General features: G+C 68.2%; 20 protein-coding genes. 13 read left to right on the forward strand and 7 right to left on the reverse strand.

Annotated elements, in window-relative coordinates; all coding sequences use genetic code 11:
• Positions 1 to 3: 3 nt before the first annotated feature.
• Together Q0053_RS10745 and Q0053_RS10750 are read right to left on the reverse strand one after the other, a co-directional pair.
• Positions 4 to 672, reverse strand: coding sequence for a hypothetical protein (locus Q0053_RS10745; RefSeq protein WP_298099940.1), 669 nt, complete (start codon positions 670 to 672; stop codon positions 4 to 6).
• Positions 673 to 1,021: 349 nt separating this feature from the next.
• A complete protein-coding gene (locus tag Q0053_RS10750) occupies positions 1,022 to 1,258 on the reverse strand; it encodes a DUF1674 domain-containing protein (protein WP_298099943.1) in 237 nt (78 codons plus the stop codon).
• A gap of 87 nt (positions 1,259 to 1,345) precedes the next feature.
• On the opposite strand from Q0053_RS10750, the gene htpX reads away from it, so the two are divergent.
• The 5 genes from htpX to Q0053_RS10775 all read left to right on the forward strand — a co-directional run bounded on the left by htpX (position 1,346) and on the right by Q0053_RS10775 (position 5,576).
• Positions 1,346 to 2,314, forward strand: coding sequence for a zinc metalloprotease HtpX (gene htpX, locus Q0053_RS10755; protein WP_298099946.1), 969 nt, complete (start codon positions 1,346 to 1,348; stop codon positions 2,312 to 2,314).
• Positions 2,315 to 2,411: 97 nt separating this feature from the next.
• A complete protein-coding gene (locus Q0053_RS10760) occupies positions 2,412 to 3,644 on the forward strand; it encodes an argininosuccinate synthase (RefSeq protein ID WP_298099948.1) in 1,233 nt (410 codons plus the stop codon).
• Between the two features lie 86 nt (positions 3,645 to 3,730).
• Positions 3,731 to 4,174: a hypothetical protein gene (locus Q0053_RS10765; protein WP_298099950.1), complete on the forward strand. Its 444-nt coding sequence runs from the start codon at positions 3,731 to 3,733 to the stop codon at positions 4,172 to 4,174.
• Positions 4,175 to 4,312: 138 nt separating this feature from the next.
• Positions 4,313 to 4,945 carry a LysE family translocator gene (locus Q0053_RS10770; RefSeq protein ID WP_298099953.1) on the forward strand — a complete coding sequence of 211 codons (633 nt, stop codon included), beginning with the start codon at positions 4,313 to 4,315 and terminating at the stop codon, positions 4,943 to 4,945.
• Positions 4,946 to 5,027: 82 nt separating this feature from the next.
• Positions 5,028 to 5,576: a hypothetical protein gene (locus tag Q0053_RS10775; RefSeq protein ID WP_298099956.1), complete on the forward strand. Its 549-nt coding sequence runs from the start codon at positions 5,028 to 5,030 to the stop codon at positions 5,574 to 5,576.
• Between the two features lie 84 nt (positions 5,577 to 5,660).
• On the opposite strand, the gene Q0053_RS10780 is transcribed toward Q0053_RS10775, so the two are convergent.
• Positions 5,661 to 6,401 (reverse strand): DUF6065 family protein, encoded by a 741-nt coding sequence (locus Q0053_RS10780; protein ID WP_298099959.1) that lies wholly within the window; start codon positions 6,399 to 6,401, stop codon positions 5,661 to 5,663.
• Positions 6,402 to 6,454: 53 nt separating this feature from the next.
• Here Q0053_RS10780 and Q0053_RS10785 point away from each other — a divergent pair, with 53 nt between their 5' ends.
• Positions 6,455 to 6,985: a prolyl-tRNA synthetase associated domain-containing protein gene (locus Q0053_RS10785; protein WP_298099961.1), complete on the forward strand. Its 531-nt coding sequence runs from the start codon at positions 6,455 to 6,457 to the stop codon at positions 6,983 to 6,985.
• Positions 6,986 to 6,995: 10 nt separating this feature from the next.
• Here Q0053_RS10785 and Q0053_RS10790 read toward each other — a convergent pair whose 3' ends face one another.
• On the reverse strand, positions 6,996 to 8,150 hold the full coding sequence (locus Q0053_RS10790) for a hypothetical protein (RefSeq protein WP_298099964.1): 1,155 nt from the start codon (positions 8,148 to 8,150) through the stop codon (positions 6,996 to 6,998).
• Between the two features lie 162 nt (positions 8,151 to 8,312).
• On the opposite strand from Q0053_RS10790, the gene purH reads away from it, so the two are divergent.
• The 3 genes from purH to Q0053_RS10805 all read left to right on the forward strand — a co-directional run bounded on the left by purH (position 8,313) and on the right by Q0053_RS10805 (position 11,659).
• Positions 8,313 to 9,932: a bifunctional phosphoribosylaminoimidazolecarboxamide formyltransferase/IMP cyclohydrolase gene (gene purH / locus Q0053_RS10795; RefSeq protein ID WP_298099968.1), complete on the forward strand. Its 1,620-nt coding sequence runs from the start codon at positions 8,313 to 8,315 to the stop codon at positions 9,930 to 9,932.
• Positions 9,933 to 10,074: 142 nt separating this feature from the next.
• Positions 10,075 to 10,851 carry a dienelactone hydrolase family protein gene (locus tag Q0053_RS10800; protein WP_298099971.1) on the forward strand — a complete coding sequence of 259 codons (777 nt, stop codon included), beginning with the start codon at positions 10,075 to 10,077 and terminating at the stop codon, positions 10,849 to 10,851.
• Between the two features lie 52 nt (positions 10,852 to 10,903).
• Positions 10,904 to 11,659 carry a dienelactone hydrolase family protein gene (locus Q0053_RS10805; protein WP_298099974.1) on the forward strand — a complete coding sequence of 252 codons (756 nt, stop codon included), beginning with the start codon at positions 10,904 to 10,906 and terminating at the stop codon, positions 11,657 to 11,659.
• Positions 11,660 to 11,671: 12 nt separating this feature from the next.
• Here Q0053_RS10805 and Q0053_RS10810 read toward each other — a convergent pair whose 3' ends face one another.
• On the reverse strand, positions 11,672 to 12,151 hold the full coding sequence (locus Q0053_RS10810) for an OsmC family protein (RefSeq protein ID WP_298099977.1): 480 nt from the start codon (positions 12,149 to 12,151) through the stop codon (positions 11,672 to 11,674).
• A 102-nt stretch (positions 12,152 to 12,253) separates the two neighbouring features.
• Between Q0053_RS10810 and rpe the strand changes: the two genes are divergently transcribed.
• The 4 genes from rpe (at position 12,254) to Q0053_RS10830 (ending at position 16,360) form a co-directional block, all read left to right on the forward strand.
• Positions 12,254 to 12,913, forward strand: coding sequence for a ribulose-phosphate 3-epimerase (rpe, locus tag Q0053_RS10815; RefSeq protein ID WP_298099980.1), 660 nt, complete (start codon positions 12,254 to 12,256; stop codon positions 12,911 to 12,913).
• Entirely contained in the window at positions 12,910 to 14,721 is a 1,812-nt protein-coding gene (locus Q0053_RS10820) for a heparinase II/III family protein (protein WP_298099983.1), read from the forward strand. The genes rpe and Q0053_RS10820 overlap by 4 nt, the downstream gene beginning before the upstream one ends.
• 73 nt (positions 14,722 to 14,794) lie before the next feature.
• Positions 14,795 to 15,691 carry a thioredoxin gene (gene trxA / locus Q0053_RS10825; RefSeq protein WP_298099985.1) on the forward strand — a complete coding sequence of 299 codons (897 nt, stop codon included), beginning with the start codon at positions 14,795 to 14,797 and terminating at the stop codon, positions 15,689 to 15,691.
• 9 nt (positions 15,692 to 15,700) lie between these two features.
• Positions 15,701 to 16,360 carry an LON peptidase substrate-binding domain-containing protein gene (locus Q0053_RS10830; protein ID WP_298099987.1) on the forward strand — a complete coding sequence of 220 codons (660 nt, stop codon included), beginning with the start codon at positions 15,701 to 15,703 and terminating at the stop codon, positions 16,358 to 16,360.
• Between the two features lie 34 nt (positions 16,361 to 16,394).
• Here the strand turns inward: Q0053_RS10830 and Q0053_RS10835 are convergent, their stop codons facing one another.
• On the reverse strand, positions 16,395 to 17,360 hold the full coding sequence (locus Q0053_RS10835) for an IS481 family transposase (RefSeq protein WP_298099990.1): 966 nt from the start codon (positions 17,358 to 17,360) through the stop codon (positions 16,395 to 16,397).
• Positions 17,361 to 17,442: 82 nt separating this feature from the next.
• Complete coding sequence (locus Q0053_RS10840; protein ID WP_298099992.1) at positions 17,443 to 18,312, reverse strand: transporter; 870 nt, start codon at positions 18,310 to 18,312, stop codon at positions 17,443 to 17,445.
• Between the last annotated feature and the right edge of the window lie 203 nt (positions 18,313 to 18,515).

Raw genomic sequence — 18,515 nt, forward strand, 5'->3', positions numbered from 1 at the left:
TCGTCAGCCGCGCTCGCCGGGCTCCTGGCGGTATTCCTGACGCGGCAGGGTCGACGGACGCGGCCCGTGGGGTGGTGGTGAATAGGTCGGCCGCTCCGGCGCGGCCTCCGGGGACAGATCGGGCAGATAGGGCGGCGGATAAGGGGCGGGGTCGTAGCGGGCGCCGTGATCGCAGCCACAGTCCGAACGGCCGTCAGAAACCCGGACGCCCCCATGGATCTCGCCCCCGCCGTAGGCCGAATCCTGCCGATACTCTTCCCGGGCCCGATACGCCCCGTAGCGGGCGCGGGCGCGTGACTCCCCGTAGGACCCATAGGCATCGTGCGGGTCCGTACCGCAGCCTTGGCGCGCGCTGTAGCCGTAGCGGCCACCCCGGTCGTCGCCCTCGCGACAGACGACCCCGGCACAGGCCGACGCCTCCCTGCCGCTGCGCCCGAAACCGCTGACCACATAGCCGAACGGCGCGCTGGCGCAGGCGCGGCCGCCATAAGCCTCTTCGGTGTAGACCGCGCCGGCGCCGTAGTAGCCGCCGACCTCTCCACCATAGCCGCCGCCGACATGGACGGCGCCGCCACCGTAGCCGTAGCCGTAGCCCCTGACACCGCCGACATCATAGGGGCGGGCGTTCAGATAGCCGCGCTCCGATGTTCCGGAGAGGGCGTTGACGTTCACATTGATGTTTCTGTTGTAATCGGGGCCATAAGACGGGGGTAGCAAATAAGGAGGGGGTCGATGACCACAGCCTCCGACGCAGCCATGTTGGCCACCTCCCCCGCCGCGTCCGTCTCCGGCCAGGGCGGGGCTCGCCACAAGGATCAGAAGCGCGGCACCGACCGCAGCGTTCAGGATACGCATCACACGAACTCCAGTTCGGAGCCGCTTTAACCTTTTGGTAACCAACAAGTCCGGATTTGCACCGGATGGGCGAAAGGCCGCGTGCCCTTTCCCCTCAAGGTATCTGGTTTAACCATGTTGCCGGATTTTCCGCGGCCAGGAGCCGGGGACGGAGACGGCGGTCGAGTCAGAAATCGACCGCCAGACCCTTTTTTTCCCAGTCCCCGTAGCGGGTCGGCTCGGGCCCGGCCGGGCCACCGTGTTCGGGCGGCAGAGCGGGCCCGCCCGCTGCCGCCCGGCGATCAGCGGCCTCCAGCAAGGCCCGCCGCGCGACGTCGCTCAGGGGCCGTTGCGGGGTGGCGTTCGGCACATCGGCGTTGAAGGCCGGTGCCGGCGTTTCCTCGGGGGTGGGATGATCGGTCACAGCAGTCCCGTCTTGAGCCTTGGCGTTGATCCGCACACATGATGATTACGCTGGGCCGGCACCAGTTGCGACCAAACATTTCGGATCATGAATCACCTCAAGACCTTCGTCCTGCTCGCGGCCCTGACCGCCCTGTTCGTCGGCCTCGGCTATCTGCTGGGCGGACCTGCAGGCATGCTGATCGCTCTCGTGGTCGCCGGTGGCATGAATCTGTTCAGCTACTGGAACGCCGACAAGATCGTCCTCAAGATGTACCGGGCCCAGCCGGTCGACGAACAGCATCCCAATGCCGTGGTCCGGACCTATGTCGCCGATGTCGTTCAGATGGCGCGCGATGCAGGCCTGCCGCGGCCCGTCATCGCCATCATTCCCAATGACCAGCCCAACGCCTTCGCCACGGGGCGCGACCCGGCCAATGCCGCCGTCTGCGCCACCACAGGCCTGCTGGATATGCTGACCCGCGAGGAAATCCGCGGCGTCATGGCGCATGAACTGGCCCATGTGAAGAACCGTGACACCCTGACCATGACGGTCACCGCCACGGTCGCGGGGGCAATCGCCGCCCTGGCTAATTTCGCGATGTTTTTCGGCGGCGGCGACGATCGCGAGCGCCCCGGCGGGATCATCGGAACCCTGGCCCTGATGATCCTCGCGCCCATGGCTGCCGGCCTGGTGCAGATGGCCATCAGCCGCGGTCGCGAATACGAGGCCGACCGGGTCGGCGCCGAGATCGCGGGCGACCCGCAGGCGCTCGCCTCGGCCCTGCAGAAGATCGACAGCCACGCGCGCCGGATCGTCAATCCCACCGCAGAGCGCAATCCGGCCTCGGGCCAGCTGTTCATCATCAACCCGCTGGCGGGTCGCGGGGCCGACAATCTGTTCTCGACCCATCCGGCGACGGGCAACCGGGTGAAGGCCCTGATGGAGCTGGGCCTGAAGATGGGCGTCGCGCCACGCCCTGCCTTCGGCACCGAAGCCCCGAAAGGGCCCGTCTCGACCAGTGTGCCGACCACGCCCGTCCCCGCGCCACCGCGGGCTTCGGGGCCGTGGGGCTGATCCACGCGCATTCCGGCCCTTGCATCGCAGGGCGTCTGGTCCTTTAAGCGCGCGCACACGCTCCAAACGCCTCCCCGCGTTCGCCACAGGATCCGCCATGACCCAGACCGCCCCCCGGAAGGTCGTCCTCGCCTATTCCGGCGGTCTGGACACCTCGATCATCCTGAAATGGCTGCAGACCGAATACGGCGCGGAGGTCGTGACCTTCACGGCCGACCTCGGCCAGGGCGAGGAGCTGGAACCCGCGCGCGAAAAGGCGCTGAAGCTGGGCATCAAGGAAGAGAACATCTTCATCGACGACCTGCGCGAGGAGTTCGTGCGGGACTACGTCTTTCCGATGTTCCGCGCCAACGCCCTCTATGAGGGCCAGTATCTGCTCGGCACCTCGATCGCGCGGCCGCTGATCGCCAAACGCCAGATCGAGATCGCCCGCATGGTCGGCGCCGACGCCGTCTGTCACGGCGCCACCGGCAAGGGCAATGACCAGGTCCGGTTCGAGCTCGGCTACTATGCGCTTGAACCCGACATCCGCGTCATCGCGCCCTGGCGCGAGTGGGAGTTCAAGAGCCGCGAACACCTGCTGGACTTCGCCGAGAAGCACCAGATCCCGATCGCCAGGGACAAGCGCGGCGAGGCCCCGTTCAGCGTCGACGCCAATCTTCTGCACTCGTCCAGCGAGGGCAAGGTGCTGGAGGATCCGTCGGTGGAGGCCCCCGAATTCGTGCACCAGCGCACCCTTTCGCCGGAGGACGCGCCCGATGTGGCGACGGTCATCACCATCGGCTTCGAAAAGGGCGATCCGGTCTCGATCGACGGCGAACGCCTGTCCCCCGCTCAACTGTTGACGAAGTTGAACCAGCTGGGACACGACAACGGCATCGGCCGCCTCGATCTGGTCGAGAACCGCTTCGTCGGCATGAAGTCGCGCGGCGTCTATGAGACGCCGGGCGGGACCATCCTTCTGGCCGCCCACCGCGGCATCGAGTCCATCACCCTGGACGGTGGTGCCATGCATCTGAAGGACGAGCTGGCGGTCAAATACGCCCACCTGATCTATAACGGCTTCTGGTTCTCGCCCGAGCGCGAGATGCTCCAGGCGGCCATCGATCATTCGCAGGCGAAGGTGACCGGCACCGTGCGGGTCAAGCTCTACAAGGGCAATGCCACCGTTATCGGCCGCGAGAGCAGCGAGAGCCTGTACGACCAGGAACTGGTCACCTTCGAGGACGGTGCCGTTGCCTATGACCAGAAGGATGCGGCCGGCTTCATCAAGCTGAACGCCCTGCGCCTGCGCGTCCTGGGCAAGCGGGACGCACGCGACAGACGCTAGAATCCCGGCCGCCCCGCGCTTTCGCGGGGTCAGCCCCACCCTGTCGGCGGGAGGAAAGGCTCCCCCGACGTTTTCAGGACCCTGCCATGTCTCTCCGGACCACCTTCGCCGCCGTCGCCGTTCTGGCGTTCGCAACCCCCGTCTTCGCCCAGACCGCACCGGCGGCAGACCCGGTGGCCGCTGCCGCCACGGCCGAAGCCGCCTTTACGGTGAGGGCCGAAGCCTTCCAGGAGGCCATGCTGGCCATGCAGGACGAGATGCAGGCCGCCCTGACCGCCGCCGGCGCGGACCGGGTCAAGGCCAATGCCGACCTCGACGCCATCGCCGCCCGCTACCAGCCGCAGGCCGACGCCTTCGCCAACGAGCTGGACGCCTTTATCACCTCCCAGCTCCCGGTCATGCCGCCCGAGGCCCAGGCGCAGATGGCGCAGATGGGTCCGGCAATGCGCACCCAGATCACGGGCTTCCCGGCGACGATCAAGGCCGGCGTGATCCAGGAGGCCGCCGCCGCAGCGCCGGCCTCGCAGTAGGACAGGGCGTCAGCAGGACGGCGGGGTAGAGGCCCTGCGCCCCGGGGCCCGACGCAGCCGCGCAACACCCCTCACCCGACCGCTCGATGAGTCCGCGCCGGGCTTGACCCTGGCCATGGTCCGCCCGACAGGACGGCCATGGCCAGTCTGCCCGTCGACCCGCACCTGTATCTGACGTTTCTCGGCGTCATGATGGTCATGGCCGTCACGCCGGGCCCGGCCAATCTGTTTTCGGTCGCCAACGGGGTGCAGCGCGGCAAGGCCGCCGCCATGGCCGGCGTGATCGGGATGAACCTGGCGACCCTGGTCTGGTTCGGGGCCGCCGCCCTGGGTCTCGGAGCCCTGGTCGTGGCCTTTCCGGAGGTGTTCCGCCTGATTTCGGTCGGCGGCGCCCTTTATGTGGCCTGGCTGGGTATCAACGCCCTGCGCGGCGCCTTCCGCACGGCCGCTGATCCCGACGCGCCGGTTGTCCGGATGGGCCGAAGCGCGCTTGTGGACGGGTTCATGGTCCAGATTGCCAACCCCAAGGCGGTGCTGTTCTTCACCGCCGTCCTGCCGCCCTTCATGGATGTGGCCCGACCCGCGGCCCCGCAACTGGCCCTGTTTGCCCTCGCCACCATCGGCATGGACGTCCTGACGATGTCCGCCTACGGTCTGGTCGGGGCGGCCCTGGCCCGGCGAATGAGCGAGCCTCGTTTCCGCAAGGGTTTCGCCCTCCTGACCGGCATCCTTCTGCTGGCCGCTGCCGTACTTATTGTTTCGCGTTTATAGGGACTTGATGTCCGCCGGAACCATGGCTTTCATGTCCCGTTCAGCCGAGAGGGCCCGCCCTGTCGCGCCAAGGAGAGTTTCCATGAGACTTCGTTTCCTCAAACCCGTTCTGCTGGCAACGGCTGCGGCCCTGGCCCTGTCCGCCTGCGCCACGGCGACCCCCTATGGCCCCGCCGGCGTCGACAGCCGCTACGGCTATTCCGACCAGCGGGTGGACACCGACCGCTACCGCGTCAGCTTCGCCGGCAATTCCCTGACCTCGCGCGAACAGGTCGAAATGGCCCTGCTGCTGCGCGCCGCCGAGGTGACGACCGAGAACGGCTATGACTGGTTCTCCACCGTCAACCGCGCCACCGACCGCGACGTACGCCTGCAGGGGATCCCCGATCCCTTCTATCGCGATCGCTACAGCCCGTTCTGGGGCCCGTCCTGGCGCTATTATCGCCGCGGGTCATGGAGCCTGTGGGGCGATCCCTTCGACCGCGATTTCGACGTGCGCGAGATCGACCGGTTCGAGGCCTCGGCCGAGATCGTCATGGGCCGCGGCACCAAGCCGGCCGGCGACGCCAATGCCTTCGACGCCCGCGAGGTGATCCAGAACCTGGGGTCGCGGGTCACGCGGGCGATGTAGGGATCAGGGTGTGGGGTATGGGGTGTAGGGTGTCCCAGGCGGCAAGATCCAGACCCCTACACCCCACCCCCCATACCCTACACCCTATCCGATCCTCGGACTCTTCAGCCGCCGCTTGTTCACATGCGTCTCGGGCGCGACGCCGAGATCCTCGGGCACCTCGCCCTTGAAGTAATAGCGCTGCCACGCCTCCTTGGCGGCGTCGGGATCGCCCGAGGCCAGACGTTTGTTGAAGTCGGTGCGGGCCCGGTTCCAGGCCTCGAACTGGCCGTGCATGACCGGATTGGATTCCAGCGTCCGGATCACCGGCTGCATGGTCTCGACCTTGCGGTGCTCGATCGGGGTGATGAAGCAGAAGGGCTCGCCCTTCTCGAACCTGACCCGGCCCGGACGGGTGAAGAGCCAGTTCATGGTGAAGGGAAAGGGCAGCCAGTCGGTCTCGATCAGCCCGACCAGCGGCTGGATGCCGTCCTTGTGGTGATTGGGCGAACCGCCGGCGATCAGGCCCCAGCCCGGCGGGGTGCGGAACAGATACTGCGGATGCATGGTCAGGACCCCGCGCGAGAAATGCGAGGTCACCACATGGGTCAGGTCGGCGTTCAGCCGTTCCGGCGTGATGACGATGTCGGCCTGGCTGGGCCCGCCATTCCATTCGGCGGTAAAGGTCAGGGGGCACAGGATCTCCCAGCCCGTGGTATTGGCCATGGTCAGCGGCAGGCAGCGATAGGGGTGGCGGCTGGCGAAGGCGTCCATCCAGTTGCGCGACTGCCGGCCCGGCACGAGGTCGGGCGGCGTCGCCGTCATCGGATAGCATTCCAGTTCCACGGCGGGCCTCCGGGCGGTATCGAGGGATGTCCCTGCATCCCTAGACGGGCCCCATGACCGAAGACAAGACGCCGCCCTCGCCCGCTTTCGACCGCGATCGCCTGCTGGACTGGATGGCAGCCAATGGCGTGGCCCAGACGACGCACCACCACCCCGCCGTCTTCCGCGTCGAGGAGGGGCTGGAACTCAAGTCCGCCCTGCCCGGCGCCCACACCAAGAACCTGTTTCTGAAGGACAAGAAGGGCCGGCTGTGGCTGATCTCGGCCCGGCAGGACACGGTGGTGGACCTGAAGCGGGCCGACAAATGGATCGGCTCGGCGCGGCTGTCGTTCGGCAATGAGGGGCTGCTCTACGAGACCCTCGGCGTCCGCCCCGGCTCGGTGACGGCCCTGGGCCTGATCAACGACCCGGACCGACGCGTGACCTTCGTGCTCGACAAGGCCCTGTGGGACGCGGACATCGTCAACTTCCACCCCCTGACCAATACGGCGACGACGGGATTGGAGCAGGCGGACTTTCGGCGTTTCCTGTGGTTGATCGGGCGGGAGCCGATGGTGGTAGATTTTGAGCGGCTTACGGGCTGAGCCGGACCTGTCAGGACTCCGCCGGGGTGCCGATCTTCGCCCTGCTCACGAACGCCTCAAACGACCGTGAATCTTCGGCCAGACCAGCCTCTGTGGTCCGCATGTAGGCCTCATAAAGCGTGGTCGATACACGCCCACCCTCTGAACGCGAACCTGCGACTGCAAAGACCCCGACCCAGATCTGACCGTCAGCGGTCTCCTGGCACACCTGGCTCCGGTGACCGTCGAACCTTGGTGCCCGGCCCCCGAAGGCCTTCAGAAGCGCCGGTGAAAGAGGCTGGCAGCCCTGAGGCAGCGCTTCCGCCACCGTACGTTCCTTCAGGGCCTCCAGGCCCAGTTCCCGGGAAATGTCCCTGTCGCACGGGATATCAGGGTCGCGGATCATCCCGTAAAAGCCCCGCCCGTCGAGGCTCAGGTCATCTTCAAACGGCCGTGCCGTGCAAACGGATCGACCGGCGGGAAATGATGCCGCGAGGCCAAGGCGCAGGTTGCTGAATGCCCGTTCTCCGTCCGACACCACCGGGCGCTCCATGCCGCAGAGCATGCGGTCCGCCGGACAGGGGACGAAGCGCGTCGCGGCGGTGCGCCTGTCGATCCGCACGGCATTGGGGCCGGGCCGGCCGTCCGGGTCGATGGTGGCAACGATCCAGTGATCGCCGAAGCGCCGGGCGTTGTAGGTCGAATAGCGAGAGCCCGCTTGATTGAGGGCCGCCGAAGCGATGTGGTCTGCTTCATTCGGGTCGGTAACCGGCCGAATGCGGACGCTCCAGTCCCGGAAGCTGGCCGGCATGGCCGCCCAACCGAACATCCGACACGCCGCCTCCGTATCGCAACGACTGCCCTCGATGACGAAGCCCATCGGCCATGCGAAAGCCGAGAAAAGCAGGGCCAGGAGCAGTTTTCGCCGCAGCAGGGCGAATCCGGCTCCCGCAATGGTGATGAGCGCGAACAGAAGCGCGAGGCCGCTCAGAACGCCCCAGACTTCGAACGTCGTGCCTCTCGAGGCCAGATACCCCACGAAGTTCGCGGACCCCAGCAGGCCCATGACCGCGACGAGCAATGAGAGGGCGATGACAAGCAGAGCCAGGATTCGGCCGAGCCAGACCAGACCGACCTTTAAGGCGACCGCGACGCGATGAGGGGCGGTGTCTCCGGTATTGGTCATGTTGTGCCGGTGGCGCGAGCCGAAAAGTCGAAGCTAGCGCCTTGGCGCGCCTCGTCAACGCTCCGATTTTCCATCTCATCCGACCACAGCGGTTCTATCCCGCCGCTTCCGGTGCTAAACGCCCCGCGTCTCCCCGACCCCACGCCAGATACGGACGCCGCCATGCCCGCCGCTCCCGACTTTCCCCCCGCGCCGGACCGCGTGGCGCCGAAGCGCGCGCTGATTTCGCTGAGCGACAAGACCGGGCTGGAGGACGCCGCCCGCACCCTGCACGGGCTCGGTGTCGAACTGGTCTCGACCGGCGGAACCCGCGCCGCCATCGCCGGTTTCGGCCTGCCGGTGAAGGACGTCGCCGACCTGACCGGCTTTCCCGAGATGATGGACGGGCGGGTCAAGACCCTGCATCCGGTGGTTCACGGCGGCCTGCTGGGGGTGCGTGACGCCGCCGACCACGCCGAGGCCATGGCGACCCACAACATCGGCCCGATCGATATCGTCTGGGTCGACCTCTATCCGTTCGAATCAACCGTTGCTTCGGGCGCCGGTTTCGACGCCGCGGTCGAGAACATCGACATCGGCGGCCCGGCCATGATCCGCTCGGGCTCGAAGAACCACGGCTATGTCGCGGTCTGCGTCGACCAGGCCTCGGTCGCCGAGCTGCTGGAGGCCCTGAAGGCCCACGGGACCACCGATCTGGCCCTGCGGAAGCGCCTCGCCGCCCGCGCCTTCGCCCGCACCGCCGCCTATGACGCCGCCGTCTCCGGCTGGTTCGCGCAACAAGTCGAAGACGCCGCCCCGGTGCGCAAATCCATCGCCGGCTCGCTGGCCCAGACCCTGCGCTATGGCGAAAACCCGCACCAGACGGGGGCCTTCTACCGCACGGGGCCTTTCTCCGGGGATCTGGCCCGTCCCGGCGTCGCCCACGCCCGACAGCTGCAGGGCAAGGAGCTGGGCTACAACAATATCGCCGACGCCGACGCCGCCTATGAGCTGGTCGCCGAGTTCGAGGCCCCGGCCTGCGTCATCGTCAAACACGCCAACCCCTGCGGCGTCGCCGTGGGCAGCGATCTGGCGGCGGCCTATGCCCGGGCGCTGGAGTGCGACGCCGTCTCGGCCTTCGGCGGCGTCATCGCCGTCAACCGGAGCCTGACCGGGGCCGACGCCCGGCTGATCACCGACATCTTCACCGAGGTGGTCATCGCCCCTGGGGCCGACGAAGAGGCCCGGGCCATCTTCGCCGCCAAGAAGAACCTGCGCCTGCTGCTGACAGATGGGCTTCCGGATCCGCTGGCAGCCGGCGAGGTCTATCGCTCGGTGGCCGGCGGCTTCCTGGTCCAGTCGCGCGACCGCAGCCGCATCGCCGCCGCCGACCTGAAGATCGTCACCCGCCGCCAGCCGACGCCGCAGGAGATCGAGGACATGCTGTTCGCCTTCACCGTGGCCAAACACGTGAAGTCGAACGCCATCGTCTATGCCAAGGACGGCCAGACCGCCGGCATCGGCGCCGGCCAGATGAACCGCCGCGACTCGGCCCGCATCGCCGCCATCCGCGCCCGCGAGGCCGGGGAGGCCAAGGGACTGGCCCATTCTCTGGCCCAGGGGTCCGCCTGCGCTTCGGAAGCCTTCTTCCCCTTCGCCGACGGCCTGCTGGAAGCGGTGGCGGCCGGGGCGACGGCGGTGATCCAGCCCGGCGGCTCGATCCGCGATAACGAAGTCATTGCGGCGGCGGACGAGGCGGGGGTGGCCATGGCGTTCACGGGTGTGCGGGTGTTCCGGCACTGAGTGAGGGAGTGGCTGGTGGCTAGTGGTTGCTGGATCGGGCTGCGCGCCCTGTTCGCGAAAACCGCCGCTTGCGGCTGCGAACCACTAACCACCAGCCACTAATCACTTCGACGCACCGGCTGCTCCGGCTAAGGTCATACCCATGCAAACCCTCTCCCAACGCTGGGCCATGCTCGAACCCCACGTCACCGTGGTCGGCCCCGATGACGACCGGCCCCGGCCGGCCGTGATCCTGTTCCACGGCTGTGGCGGGCTGCGCGACCATCTGCCGAGATATGCGGCGGCGGCCAGGGCGGCGGGATGGCGGGCCTTTATCGTCGATTCCTATGCGCCGCGCGGCTGGAGCCGCCAATTTGCCATGGCCACGGTCTGCACCGGCATCCTGCTGCACGGTTCGCAAAGGGCGGGCGACATTCTGGCCGCCCTCCAAGGCGTGTCCCAGCGACGGGACGTGGACGGGTCGAAGATCGTTCTGGCCGGCTGGAGTCACGGCGGCTGGGGCATCATGGAGGCCATGAGCTCGGACCGGGCCGAAGGTCAGCTGGGCGTCACGGATCCCGGCGCGGTCTCCCTGGACGGGGTGATCGGGACCTGGCTGTCCTATCCCTACGTCGGCATCGTAGCCTTCAACCGGATGCGGCCCTGGAAACACTGTCCGAAGACCGTCGCCGTGATCTCGCGCACCGACCATCTGACAACGGTGCGCAATGCCGAGCGGGTCTATGACATGGTCAGAAACTGCGGCACCGAGGTCGAGACCTGGATCGCGGACGGCACCCACGCTTTTGACGAACCCATGGCGGCCGGGCCTATGCGCTATCACCCCGAGCTGGCCGCCGAGGCTGAACGACGTTTCGTGCGTCTCCTCGAAGACACGGTGCCGCCGGGGCCGAAGCGTCGGGCGCGCAAGGCGGCTTGACCCCGCCGCGCGGGACCGGCCAAGTCCGTCGCACCGGAGCCCGGGGGGAGCGATGGACAGCCTGGCCTCACGTTGGCGGCGCCTGTTGCCGCACATTGAACACCTGACGCCAGAGGGCAAAGGTCCATTTCCGACAGTCCTGATTTTTCACGGCTGCGGCGGGGTGCGCGATCATCTGCGCTGGTACGCCCGGGCAGCGGTCGAGGCGGGCTGGGGTGCCCTGATCGTGGACTCCTTCGCCGCGCGCGGCTGGAGCAAGTCTTTCGCCAAGCATCTGGTCTGCACCGGCCTGTTGCTGCGCGGGCGGGCGCGGGCCGCCGATGTCCTGGCTGCGGTCCGCTTCGCCGGGTCCATGCCGGCGATCGATCCCACCCGACTGGTGCTGGCCGGCTGGAGCCACGGTGCCTGGTCGATCATGGATATGCTGGCCCAGCCCCTGACCCATCGCGGCGAACTGGGCCTGCGCGACGCCCCGGCGGCCTCCCTGGCCGGGATCCGGGCCGGGTTTTTCGCCTACCCCTACGTCGGGGTCGCCTCGGCCAGCCGCGGCGGCAAGCCCTGGCCACGGGCGCTCAGGGTCTTTTCCGTGGTGCCGCGCCGGGACCATCTGGCCTCGGTCCGCCGGCATATGCGGGCCCTGGCCTCGGTGGTTTCAGGCGGAGGCGAGGTCGAGGTCTGGAGTGTCGACGCCACCCACGCCTTTGACGAACCGGGTCTGAAGGGTCGGGTGCTGGCCTATGACGAGAATCTCGGGGTCGAGGCCCTGCAGCGGTTCCAGGGCTTCCTGCGGTCCGCTGACCGCGCCTGATCGGTCCGGAAATCAGGGTTCGGCCAGGCCGTGGCGAGGCTTGATCGTCACCTCGGCGCGCAGGGAATTGGCGATATAGCAGGCCTCATGCGCCCGGTGATGCAGGGCATCGATCGCCGCCGCATCGGGGAGGGTCGCGCCCGAAAAGACCACCGCGGGCCGCAGGGTGATGGTGGTGATCGAGGTCCTGCCGCGCGCGTCCCGGCCCAGAACCCCGACCGCCTCGTCACAATAGGACTCGACGATGAACCCATCCCTGGCCGCAAAGGCGAGGAAAAACAGCATGTGGCAGCTGCCCAGAGCCGCGACCAGGGCCTCCTCCGGATCGACCGCGGCAGGGTCGGACAAGGGGACGGGGACACTGGTCGGGGCCGAGGAGCCGCGCACCACCGCGCCGCCGTCGAACCGCCAGTCATGGGCGCGGCTGTAGCGATTGCCGGTAAAATCCTGATCGCCGCGGTGCCATTCCAAAGTGGCGAGGTGTTCGCTCATGTCCGTCCTCCCAAGCGTTGTGGCCGATCCGTTTAGCGCGACTGCGATGCGAAACCCAGACCACGCCTTGCCCCGGCGCGCGACCCGCCTTATCCCCGGTCCATGGCCGAGCCCCTGATCTGTCCGTCCATCCTCGCCAGCGACTTCGCGATGCTGGGCGAGGAAATTCGCGCGCTGGACGCCGCCGGCGCCGACTGGATCCATGTCGACGTCATGGACGGCCATTTCGTGCCGAACATCACCATCGGCCCGGATGTGGTGAAGGCCCTGCGGCCGCACACGAAACTGCCGTTTGACGTCCATCTGATGGTCGCCCCGGTCGACCCCTGGCTGGAGGCCTATCGCGAGGCAGGCGCCGACATCCTGACCGTCCATCCCGAGAGCGGGCCGCATCTGCACCGCACCCTCGGCCGCATCCGCCAGCTCGGTGCGAAGGCCGGTGTCGTGTTGAATCCGGGCACGCCCCTGGCTGTGCTCGAGGAGGTCGTCGAGCTTGTCGATCTGGTGCTGCTGATGTCGGTCAATCCGGGCTTCGGCGGCCAGTCCTTCATCGGGACCACCCTGCGCAAGATTGAACGGACCCGCGCCCTGCTCGACGCCGCCGGGTCGAAGGCGCATCTGCAGGTCGACGGCGGGGTCACCGCCGCCAATGCCGGGGCCTGTGTCGCCGCCGGTGCCGATGCCCTGGTCGCCGGCACGGCCGTATTCCGGGGCGGACCTGCTGCCTACGCCGCCAATATCCTGGCATTGAAATCCGCGTGAACCCGTTCGGTCGCTTTTTCCGGACCGAGGCCGATACGCCCCCGCCCGGCGAGATCCCCGGCCTGCGTGGGGCGCCGATGCGGACGCCGGTGCGAACCGCCGGCGCGACCACCGCTCCCGGCCTTTGGCCGGCCGTCATCGGCCGGATGCTGTCCCGACAGCTTTGGATCGAACTCTACGGCCTGCCGGGCTACAGCCTGACGCTCAAAGGGCCCCCGGTGGAGGCCTTCGCGGCGGCTCCCCGCGACTTCCGGCCGGCTGATCCGGCATCCGGCAAGGCTGTTGTGGATGGCCGCTTCATCCTGGCCGGCTCCAGTCTGGAGGCCGCTGCACCCGAAGATCCATGGAACCGGCCCAGTCCCAGCCGGGCCTTCGCCACCGAGCTCCACGCCTTCGCCTGGCTGCCGTCGCTGATACTGCAGGGGGAGCGCGGGGCGCGGGAGGCTGTGCGCCTGACCCTGGCCTGGGGCACCGCCTTTGCACGCTGGTCGCCGTTCGCCTGGGGGCCGGATATTCTGGCCCGGCGAACCCTCAACCTCGCCTGCGCCGCAAGGCGGATGGGACAGGTCGCGACCGAGGCAGAGCGGTTGAGGCTGGCGGACATCCTCGGCCGTCAGGGCCGGCAGCTGCTGCGCCCGCCGGGCGGTATAGCCGGCAGTGCGGAACGTCTGGCGGCCGCTGCAGTGGCCGGCTGTGTGCTGGCCGGCCCGTCCGGCGGCTCGCTGCGCCGCGCCGCCCTGCGTCGACTGCCGGCGGCCCTTGAGCGCACCGTCGGCAAGGACGGCGGCCATGCCTCGCGCAGCCCCGAGGCGGGCCTCGAGCTCCTGCTCGACCTGCTGACCCTCGACGACGCCCTGTCACAACTCTCCGAGCCAAGACCGGACGCGGTCCGCGTCGCGATCCAGCGGCTGACCGCCGCCCTGTGCCTGCTGACCCTGCCAGACGGCCGGCTGGTCACGCTTCAGGGCGGGGGGCCGTCAACGGCAGCGCGGATCGCCGCCGCTCGCGCCCATGACGAGTCGCCCGCCACGGATCCGCACGGCCGGATGGTGGCGGGAATCGCCCGCATCCGCAGCCCGCTTCTGACCATCGCCGCGGATGTGTCCGGGCCGGCGCGCGGCGCCTGGTCCGTTACGGCCTGCGCCCAGCCGATGGCGCTTGAGATCGTCTGTGGAAAGGACCGGCTGGTCACAGGTTGCGGCTGGACCCCGCGCGCGGGCGATCGCCAGGGCCTGCGCCTCCCGCCCGGCCATTCCACCCTGACCCTCGGCGAAGGTTCGCCGGGCGAACCCCTCGGCGGGTGGAAGGCTGAACTGATGGGCCACCGGCTGATCGGCCGGCCCTTGCACGTCGATGTCCAGCAGCGCGATGGGGAGGGTGCCGTCTGGCTGGAGGTCGAACATGACGGCTGGGTCCATGAATACGGATTGCTGCACCAGCGCCGCCTGTATCTGGACCAACGGCTTGACGAACTGAGGGCAGAGGAGCGGCTGCACCCCGCACCCGGCCAGAGGGACGTCGTCCGCGCCATCGCCGCCCCCTATGCCGTCCGCTTCCAGCTGGAGCCGGGGGTTCAGGCCTCACTGGCGCGCGATCGCCGCTCCATACTGCTGCGCGGCCATTCCGGCCGGGGCTGGTGGTTCCGCACGGACGGGCCGGACGTGGCCATCGAGCCCTCGGTCCATATCGATGAGGGCCTGACCCGCCGCTCCCTGCAGATCGTGGTACGCGGCTCGGCCCGCACCGATTCCGAAACCAAGATTCGCTGGAAGCTGAGTCCGGCAGGCGCGGGAACCGACCCGACCTGACCCCTTGAGACGGCGCGCACGCGCGACCATTTGTGGCCTGCCGCGTTACGCCTTTCCGATACAGGATCGATCCATGAGCCTAGCCGACCCGACCACCCTGCCCCATGATCTGATCAAGGACGGCTCCGACGCCGGCTTCATGACCGATGTCATCGAGGCCTCGAAGTCACAGCCCGTGCTGGTCGACTTCTGGGCCACCTGGTGCGGGCCGTGCCGGACCCTGACGCCGATGATCGAAAAGGCCGTCCGCGCAGCCGGTGGAGCGGTGAAGCTGGTCAAGATCGACGTCGACAAGAACCCGGCCTATGCGGGGCAGCTTCGGGTCCAGTCGATCCCCACGGTCTACGCCTTCGTCAACGGCCAGCCGGTCGACGGTTTTCAGGGTGCGGTACCGGACAGCCAGCTCAAGGCCTTCATCGACAAGCTGACGGGCGGGACAAGCGCCAACGCCGATATCGAGCAGCTGATGTCGCTGGGCGAGGAATCCCTCATGCTCAACGACCTCGGCGGCGCGGCCCAGGCCTTTGCCCAGGTTCTGACCCTGGAGCCCGCCCATGAGCAGGCCATCGCCGGCATGGCGCGGGTCTATCTGGCCGACGGGGACGTCGACCAGGCCCGCCAGACCATCGCCATGGCGCCCCAGGACTCGCGGGACACCACCGTCCAGTCCGTCCGGGCCCAGCTGGCGCTGCTGTCCGCCGCCCCGCAGGGTGCGGATGATGAGCTGGCGGCCCGGGTGGCCGCCGACCCGGCCGACCACCAGGCCCGTTATGATCTGTCGCTGGCCCAGGCCGCGTCCGGTGATCTCAAGGCGGCGGTCGACAGCCTGCTGACCATCGTCACCGCCGACCGCGAATGGAACGAACAGGCCGCGCGCAAACAGCTGCTGGTGGTCTTCGAGGCGGCCGGCGCGACGTCTGATGTGGCCCGCGACGGTCGTCGCCGTCTCTCCTCCATCCTGTTCGCCTAGGAGACCGGCGTGGCACAGGGATATGTCAGGGCCTCAGACCTGCCACAGGTGATCCCGGTCTTTCCCCTGCCCGGTGCCATCCTGCTGCCGCGAGGGCAGCTGCCGCTCAATGTCTTCGAGCCGCGCTATCTCAACATGATCGATGACGCCATGGCCGGGGACCGGATCATCGGCATGGTCCAGACCCAGGGCGGGCCGCAGAGCCTGCCGGGCCTGTCGCCGATCGGTTGTGCGGGGCGGATCACCAGCTTCGCCGAGACCTCGGACGGCCGCTACCTGATCACCCTGACCGGCTGCGCCCGTTTCCGCCTGACCAGCGAGCTGTCGAGCCAGACGCCCTATCGCCAGATCCGGGCCGATTTCGTACCGTTCGAGGCCGATCTGAGCGCCCCGCCGGTCGATGACATGGACCTCGACCGCGACGGCCTGCTGGATGCCCTGCGCGCCTATCTGGAGACCCGCGGCCTCGACATCGACTGGGATACGGCCGGGACGGCTCCGCCTGAAGCCCTGGTCAACAGCCTGTCCATGGCCCTGCCGTTCGATCCCCCCGAGAAACAGGCCCTGCTGGAAGCCGTCAGCCTGACCGACCGCTCCCGCGTCCTCACCGCCCTGCTGACCATCGACGCCGCGGGGGACGGGGACGGGGAAGCGCCGTCGATGCAGTGAGGCGCGTCCTGGGCTCGAAGCGGCCGCTTCATCCCTAGGTGTTCAGTCCCGAAGTGAGGTGGATTGGATCGTATCGGAAGCGATCTGGCTCGTCAGCCCACGCCTTGCAGATGGCTTCGTAGGGCGTGAGGCCTTGTAGGGTCTTGAGCCGCTTGGCGAAGTTGTAGGCATCGAGGAAGGCGGCGAGGTGCTGCCTGAGCTGTTGGTGGTTGTCGTAGTGATAGCGGCGGACAGTGGCTTCCTTCAGCGTCCGGTTCATCCGCTCGACCTGGCCGTTGGTCCAGGGATGATTGGGCTTGGTGAAGCGGTGCTCGACGCCGTGTTCGAGGCAGACGCGGTCGAACTTGTGGATCCTGTAGCGAGCTGTGGGGCCGGAGCGATGCTGGGGCATGTCGCCGAACTGCACGCCGTTGTCGGTCAGCACCGTATGGATCTTGTAGGGCACGGCTTCGATCACCGCCTTGAGGAAGTCGGCGGCGGTCTGGACGTTGGCGGCGGGGTGTAGCTGGACGAAGGCGAACTTGGATGTCCGGTCCACGGCGACGAACAGGTGCAGTCTGCCCTCGTCGGTCCTGACCTCGGCAATGTCGATGTGGAAGTAGCCGATCGGATAGCGCTTGAACGGCTGTTTGGCAGGCTTGTCGCCAGCGATCTCCGGCAGGCGGCTGATGCCGTGGCGCTTCAGACAGCGGTGGAGCGACGAACGGGTCAGGTTCGGGAGCGTCGCCTGGAGCGCGTAGAGGCAGTCGTCCAGCGGCAACAGGGTATGCCTGCGGAAGGCGACGACGATCGCCTCTTCCTCAGGCGTCAGAACCGTCGATCGAACCGTCTTGGGCCCCATCGGCGCGTCATGAACGAAGGCTCGCTTGCGCCATTTGGCGACGGTCTTGTGGTTGAGCCCGTGCCGCGCCGCTAGCTCTTTGAGCGGAGCCTTCGATCGCTGTATCGCAGCTCGGACTGCGTACGTGGTCGTGGCGCTGCCGTGGAGTATCTGGCCCATAGTGCCTCCCGGAATGAAGGATCAGCTTGACTGATTCCCCCACACTCCGGGACAGAACACCTAACCACTAATCACTGGCCACTCAAAGCCGCGCCCGCACCGCCTCCGCAAACCGTCGCCCGCCCTCCGGCGCCGAGGCCAGATAGAAGTCCGGTTCGATCAGTTCGGCCTCCATCAGCCGCCAGCCGCCATCGGCGTCCGGGGCCATGTCGATGCGGGCGTAGAGCAGCTCTTCGTCTATGGCGGCGAGGGTCTGTTCCGCCAGCGCCAGGGCGGCCGCGGGCGGCTCGGACAGGGCCACATAGCCGCCGCCGTACTGGACCTGGACCCGGAACTCGCCGGGGACGGGCCGTTTGTTGACGACGTGGCTCAGCCTGCCGCCGAAGAAGAGCAGGGAGGTCTCACCCTCGGTCTCGATCGACGGCAGATAGGGCTGGATCATCGCCGGGCCCTCTGGCGCGCCGACCAGGGCCTCGCCGCGTGACAGGCGCAGGGTCTTGTGGGCCCCGCCCGAGACGCGGGGCTTGACCACGATCCGGTCGACACCGAACCGGTCGAAGGCGGCATCGGCATCGGCTTGCGTCGGGCCGTCGATCCAGACGGTGTCGGGGATGGCCACGCCCTGATCGGCCAGTCGGCCGAGGTAGGATTTGTCCGAATTCCAGCCCAGCACCGACGGCGGGTTCAGCATCCTCACCCCCGCCGCATCCCAGGTCGCGCAGGCCTGCATCCAGCGGTCGTGGTCGCGATGATAGCCCCAGGCGATCACCGGCAGGACCATCGGAAACCGCATCAGGCCGGAGGCGTCCTTGATATGGTCCGTCCAGGCGGTAGGCACCGCCGTCAGTCCGGCGGTGCCAAGAGCCTCGGCCAGCCGCTCCAGCACGCCGGGCCACTGGCCGGCATAGGAGGGGTCGGCGGCATCGGGGGTCAGGACGGCGATCTCGGTCATGGCGGCGCTCATAGCGAAGGATTGCCCCCCATTGCTATCGTCATCCTCCGGCGAGCGAAGCGAGACCGGGGGACCCAGCGGCGCCGAAGCGTAGCGAAGGCGATGGCGCTCCCGGCTGTGCTCTCGACAGGTTCGCGCTCCCGCGCGCCGCTGGGTCCCCCGGTCTGCGCCGCTCACGCGGCTTGCCGGAGGATGACGAAAGC

It is taken from the genome of Brevundimonas sp. (assembly GCF_027487935.1).
Taxonomy (GTDB): Bacteria; Pseudomonadota; Alphaproteobacteria; order Caulobacterales; family Caulobacteraceae; genus Brevundimonas.

Excerpts from the sequence above, each read along its gene's own strand:
- htpX (WP_298099946.1), top strand. The coding sequence starts at position 1,346 with ATGAATCACCTCAAGACCTTCGTCCTGCTCGCGGCCCTGACCGCCCTG.
- Q0053_RS10760 (WP_298099948.1), top strand. The coding sequence starts at position 2,412 with ATGACCCAGACCGCCCCCCGGAAGGTCGTCCTCGCCTATTCCGGCGGT.
- Q0053_RS10765 (WP_298099950.1), top strand. The coding sequence starts at position 3,731 with ATGTCTCTCCGGACCACCTTCGCCGCCGTCGCCGTTCTGGCGTTCGCA.
- Q0053_RS10770 (WP_298099953.1), top strand. The coding sequence starts at position 4,313 with ATGGCCAGTCTGCCCGTCGACCCGCACCTGTATCTGACGTTTCTCGGC.
- Q0053_RS10775 (WP_298099956.1), top strand. The coding sequence starts at position 5,028 with ATGAGACTTCGTTTCCTCAAACCCGTTCTGCTGGCAACGGCTGCGGCC.
- Q0053_RS10785 (WP_298099961.1), top strand. The coding sequence starts at position 6,455 with ATGACCGAAGACAAGACGCCGCCCTCGCCCGCTTTCGACCGCGATCGC.
- Q0053_RS10790 (WP_298099964.1), bottom strand. The coding sequence starts at position 8,150 with ATGACCAATACCGGAGACACCGCCCCTCATCGCGTCGCGGTCGCCTTA.
- purH (WP_298099968.1), top strand. The coding sequence starts at position 8,313 with ATGCCCGCCGCTCCCGACTTTCCCCCCGCGCCGGACCGCGTGGCGCCG.
- Q0053_RS10800 (WP_298099971.1), top strand. The coding sequence starts at position 10,075 with ATGCAAACCCTCTCCCAACGCTGGGCCATGCTCGAACCCCACGTCACC.
- Q0053_RS10805 (WP_298099974.1), top strand. The coding sequence starts at position 10,904 with ATGGACAGCCTGGCCTCACGTTGGCGGCGCCTGTTGCCGCACATTGAA.
- Q0053_RS10810 (WP_298099977.1), bottom strand. The coding sequence starts at position 12,151 with ATGAGCGAACACCTCGCCACTTTGGAATGGCACCGCGGCGATCAGGAT.
- rpe (WP_298099980.1), top strand. The coding sequence starts at position 12,254 with ATGGCCGAGCCCCTGATCTGTCCGTCCATCCTCGCCAGCGACTTCGCG.
- trxA (WP_298099985.1), top strand. The coding sequence starts at position 14,795 with ATGAGCCTAGCCGACCCGACCACCCTGCCCCATGATCTGATCAAGGAC.
- Q0053_RS10835 (WP_298099990.1), bottom strand. The coding sequence starts at position 17,360 with ATGGGCCAGATACTCCACGGCAGCGCCACGACCACGTACGCAGTCCGA.
- Q0053_RS10840 (WP_298099992.1), bottom strand. The coding sequence starts at position 18,312 with ATGACCGAGATCGCCGTCCTGACCCCCGATGCCGCCGACCCCTCCTAT.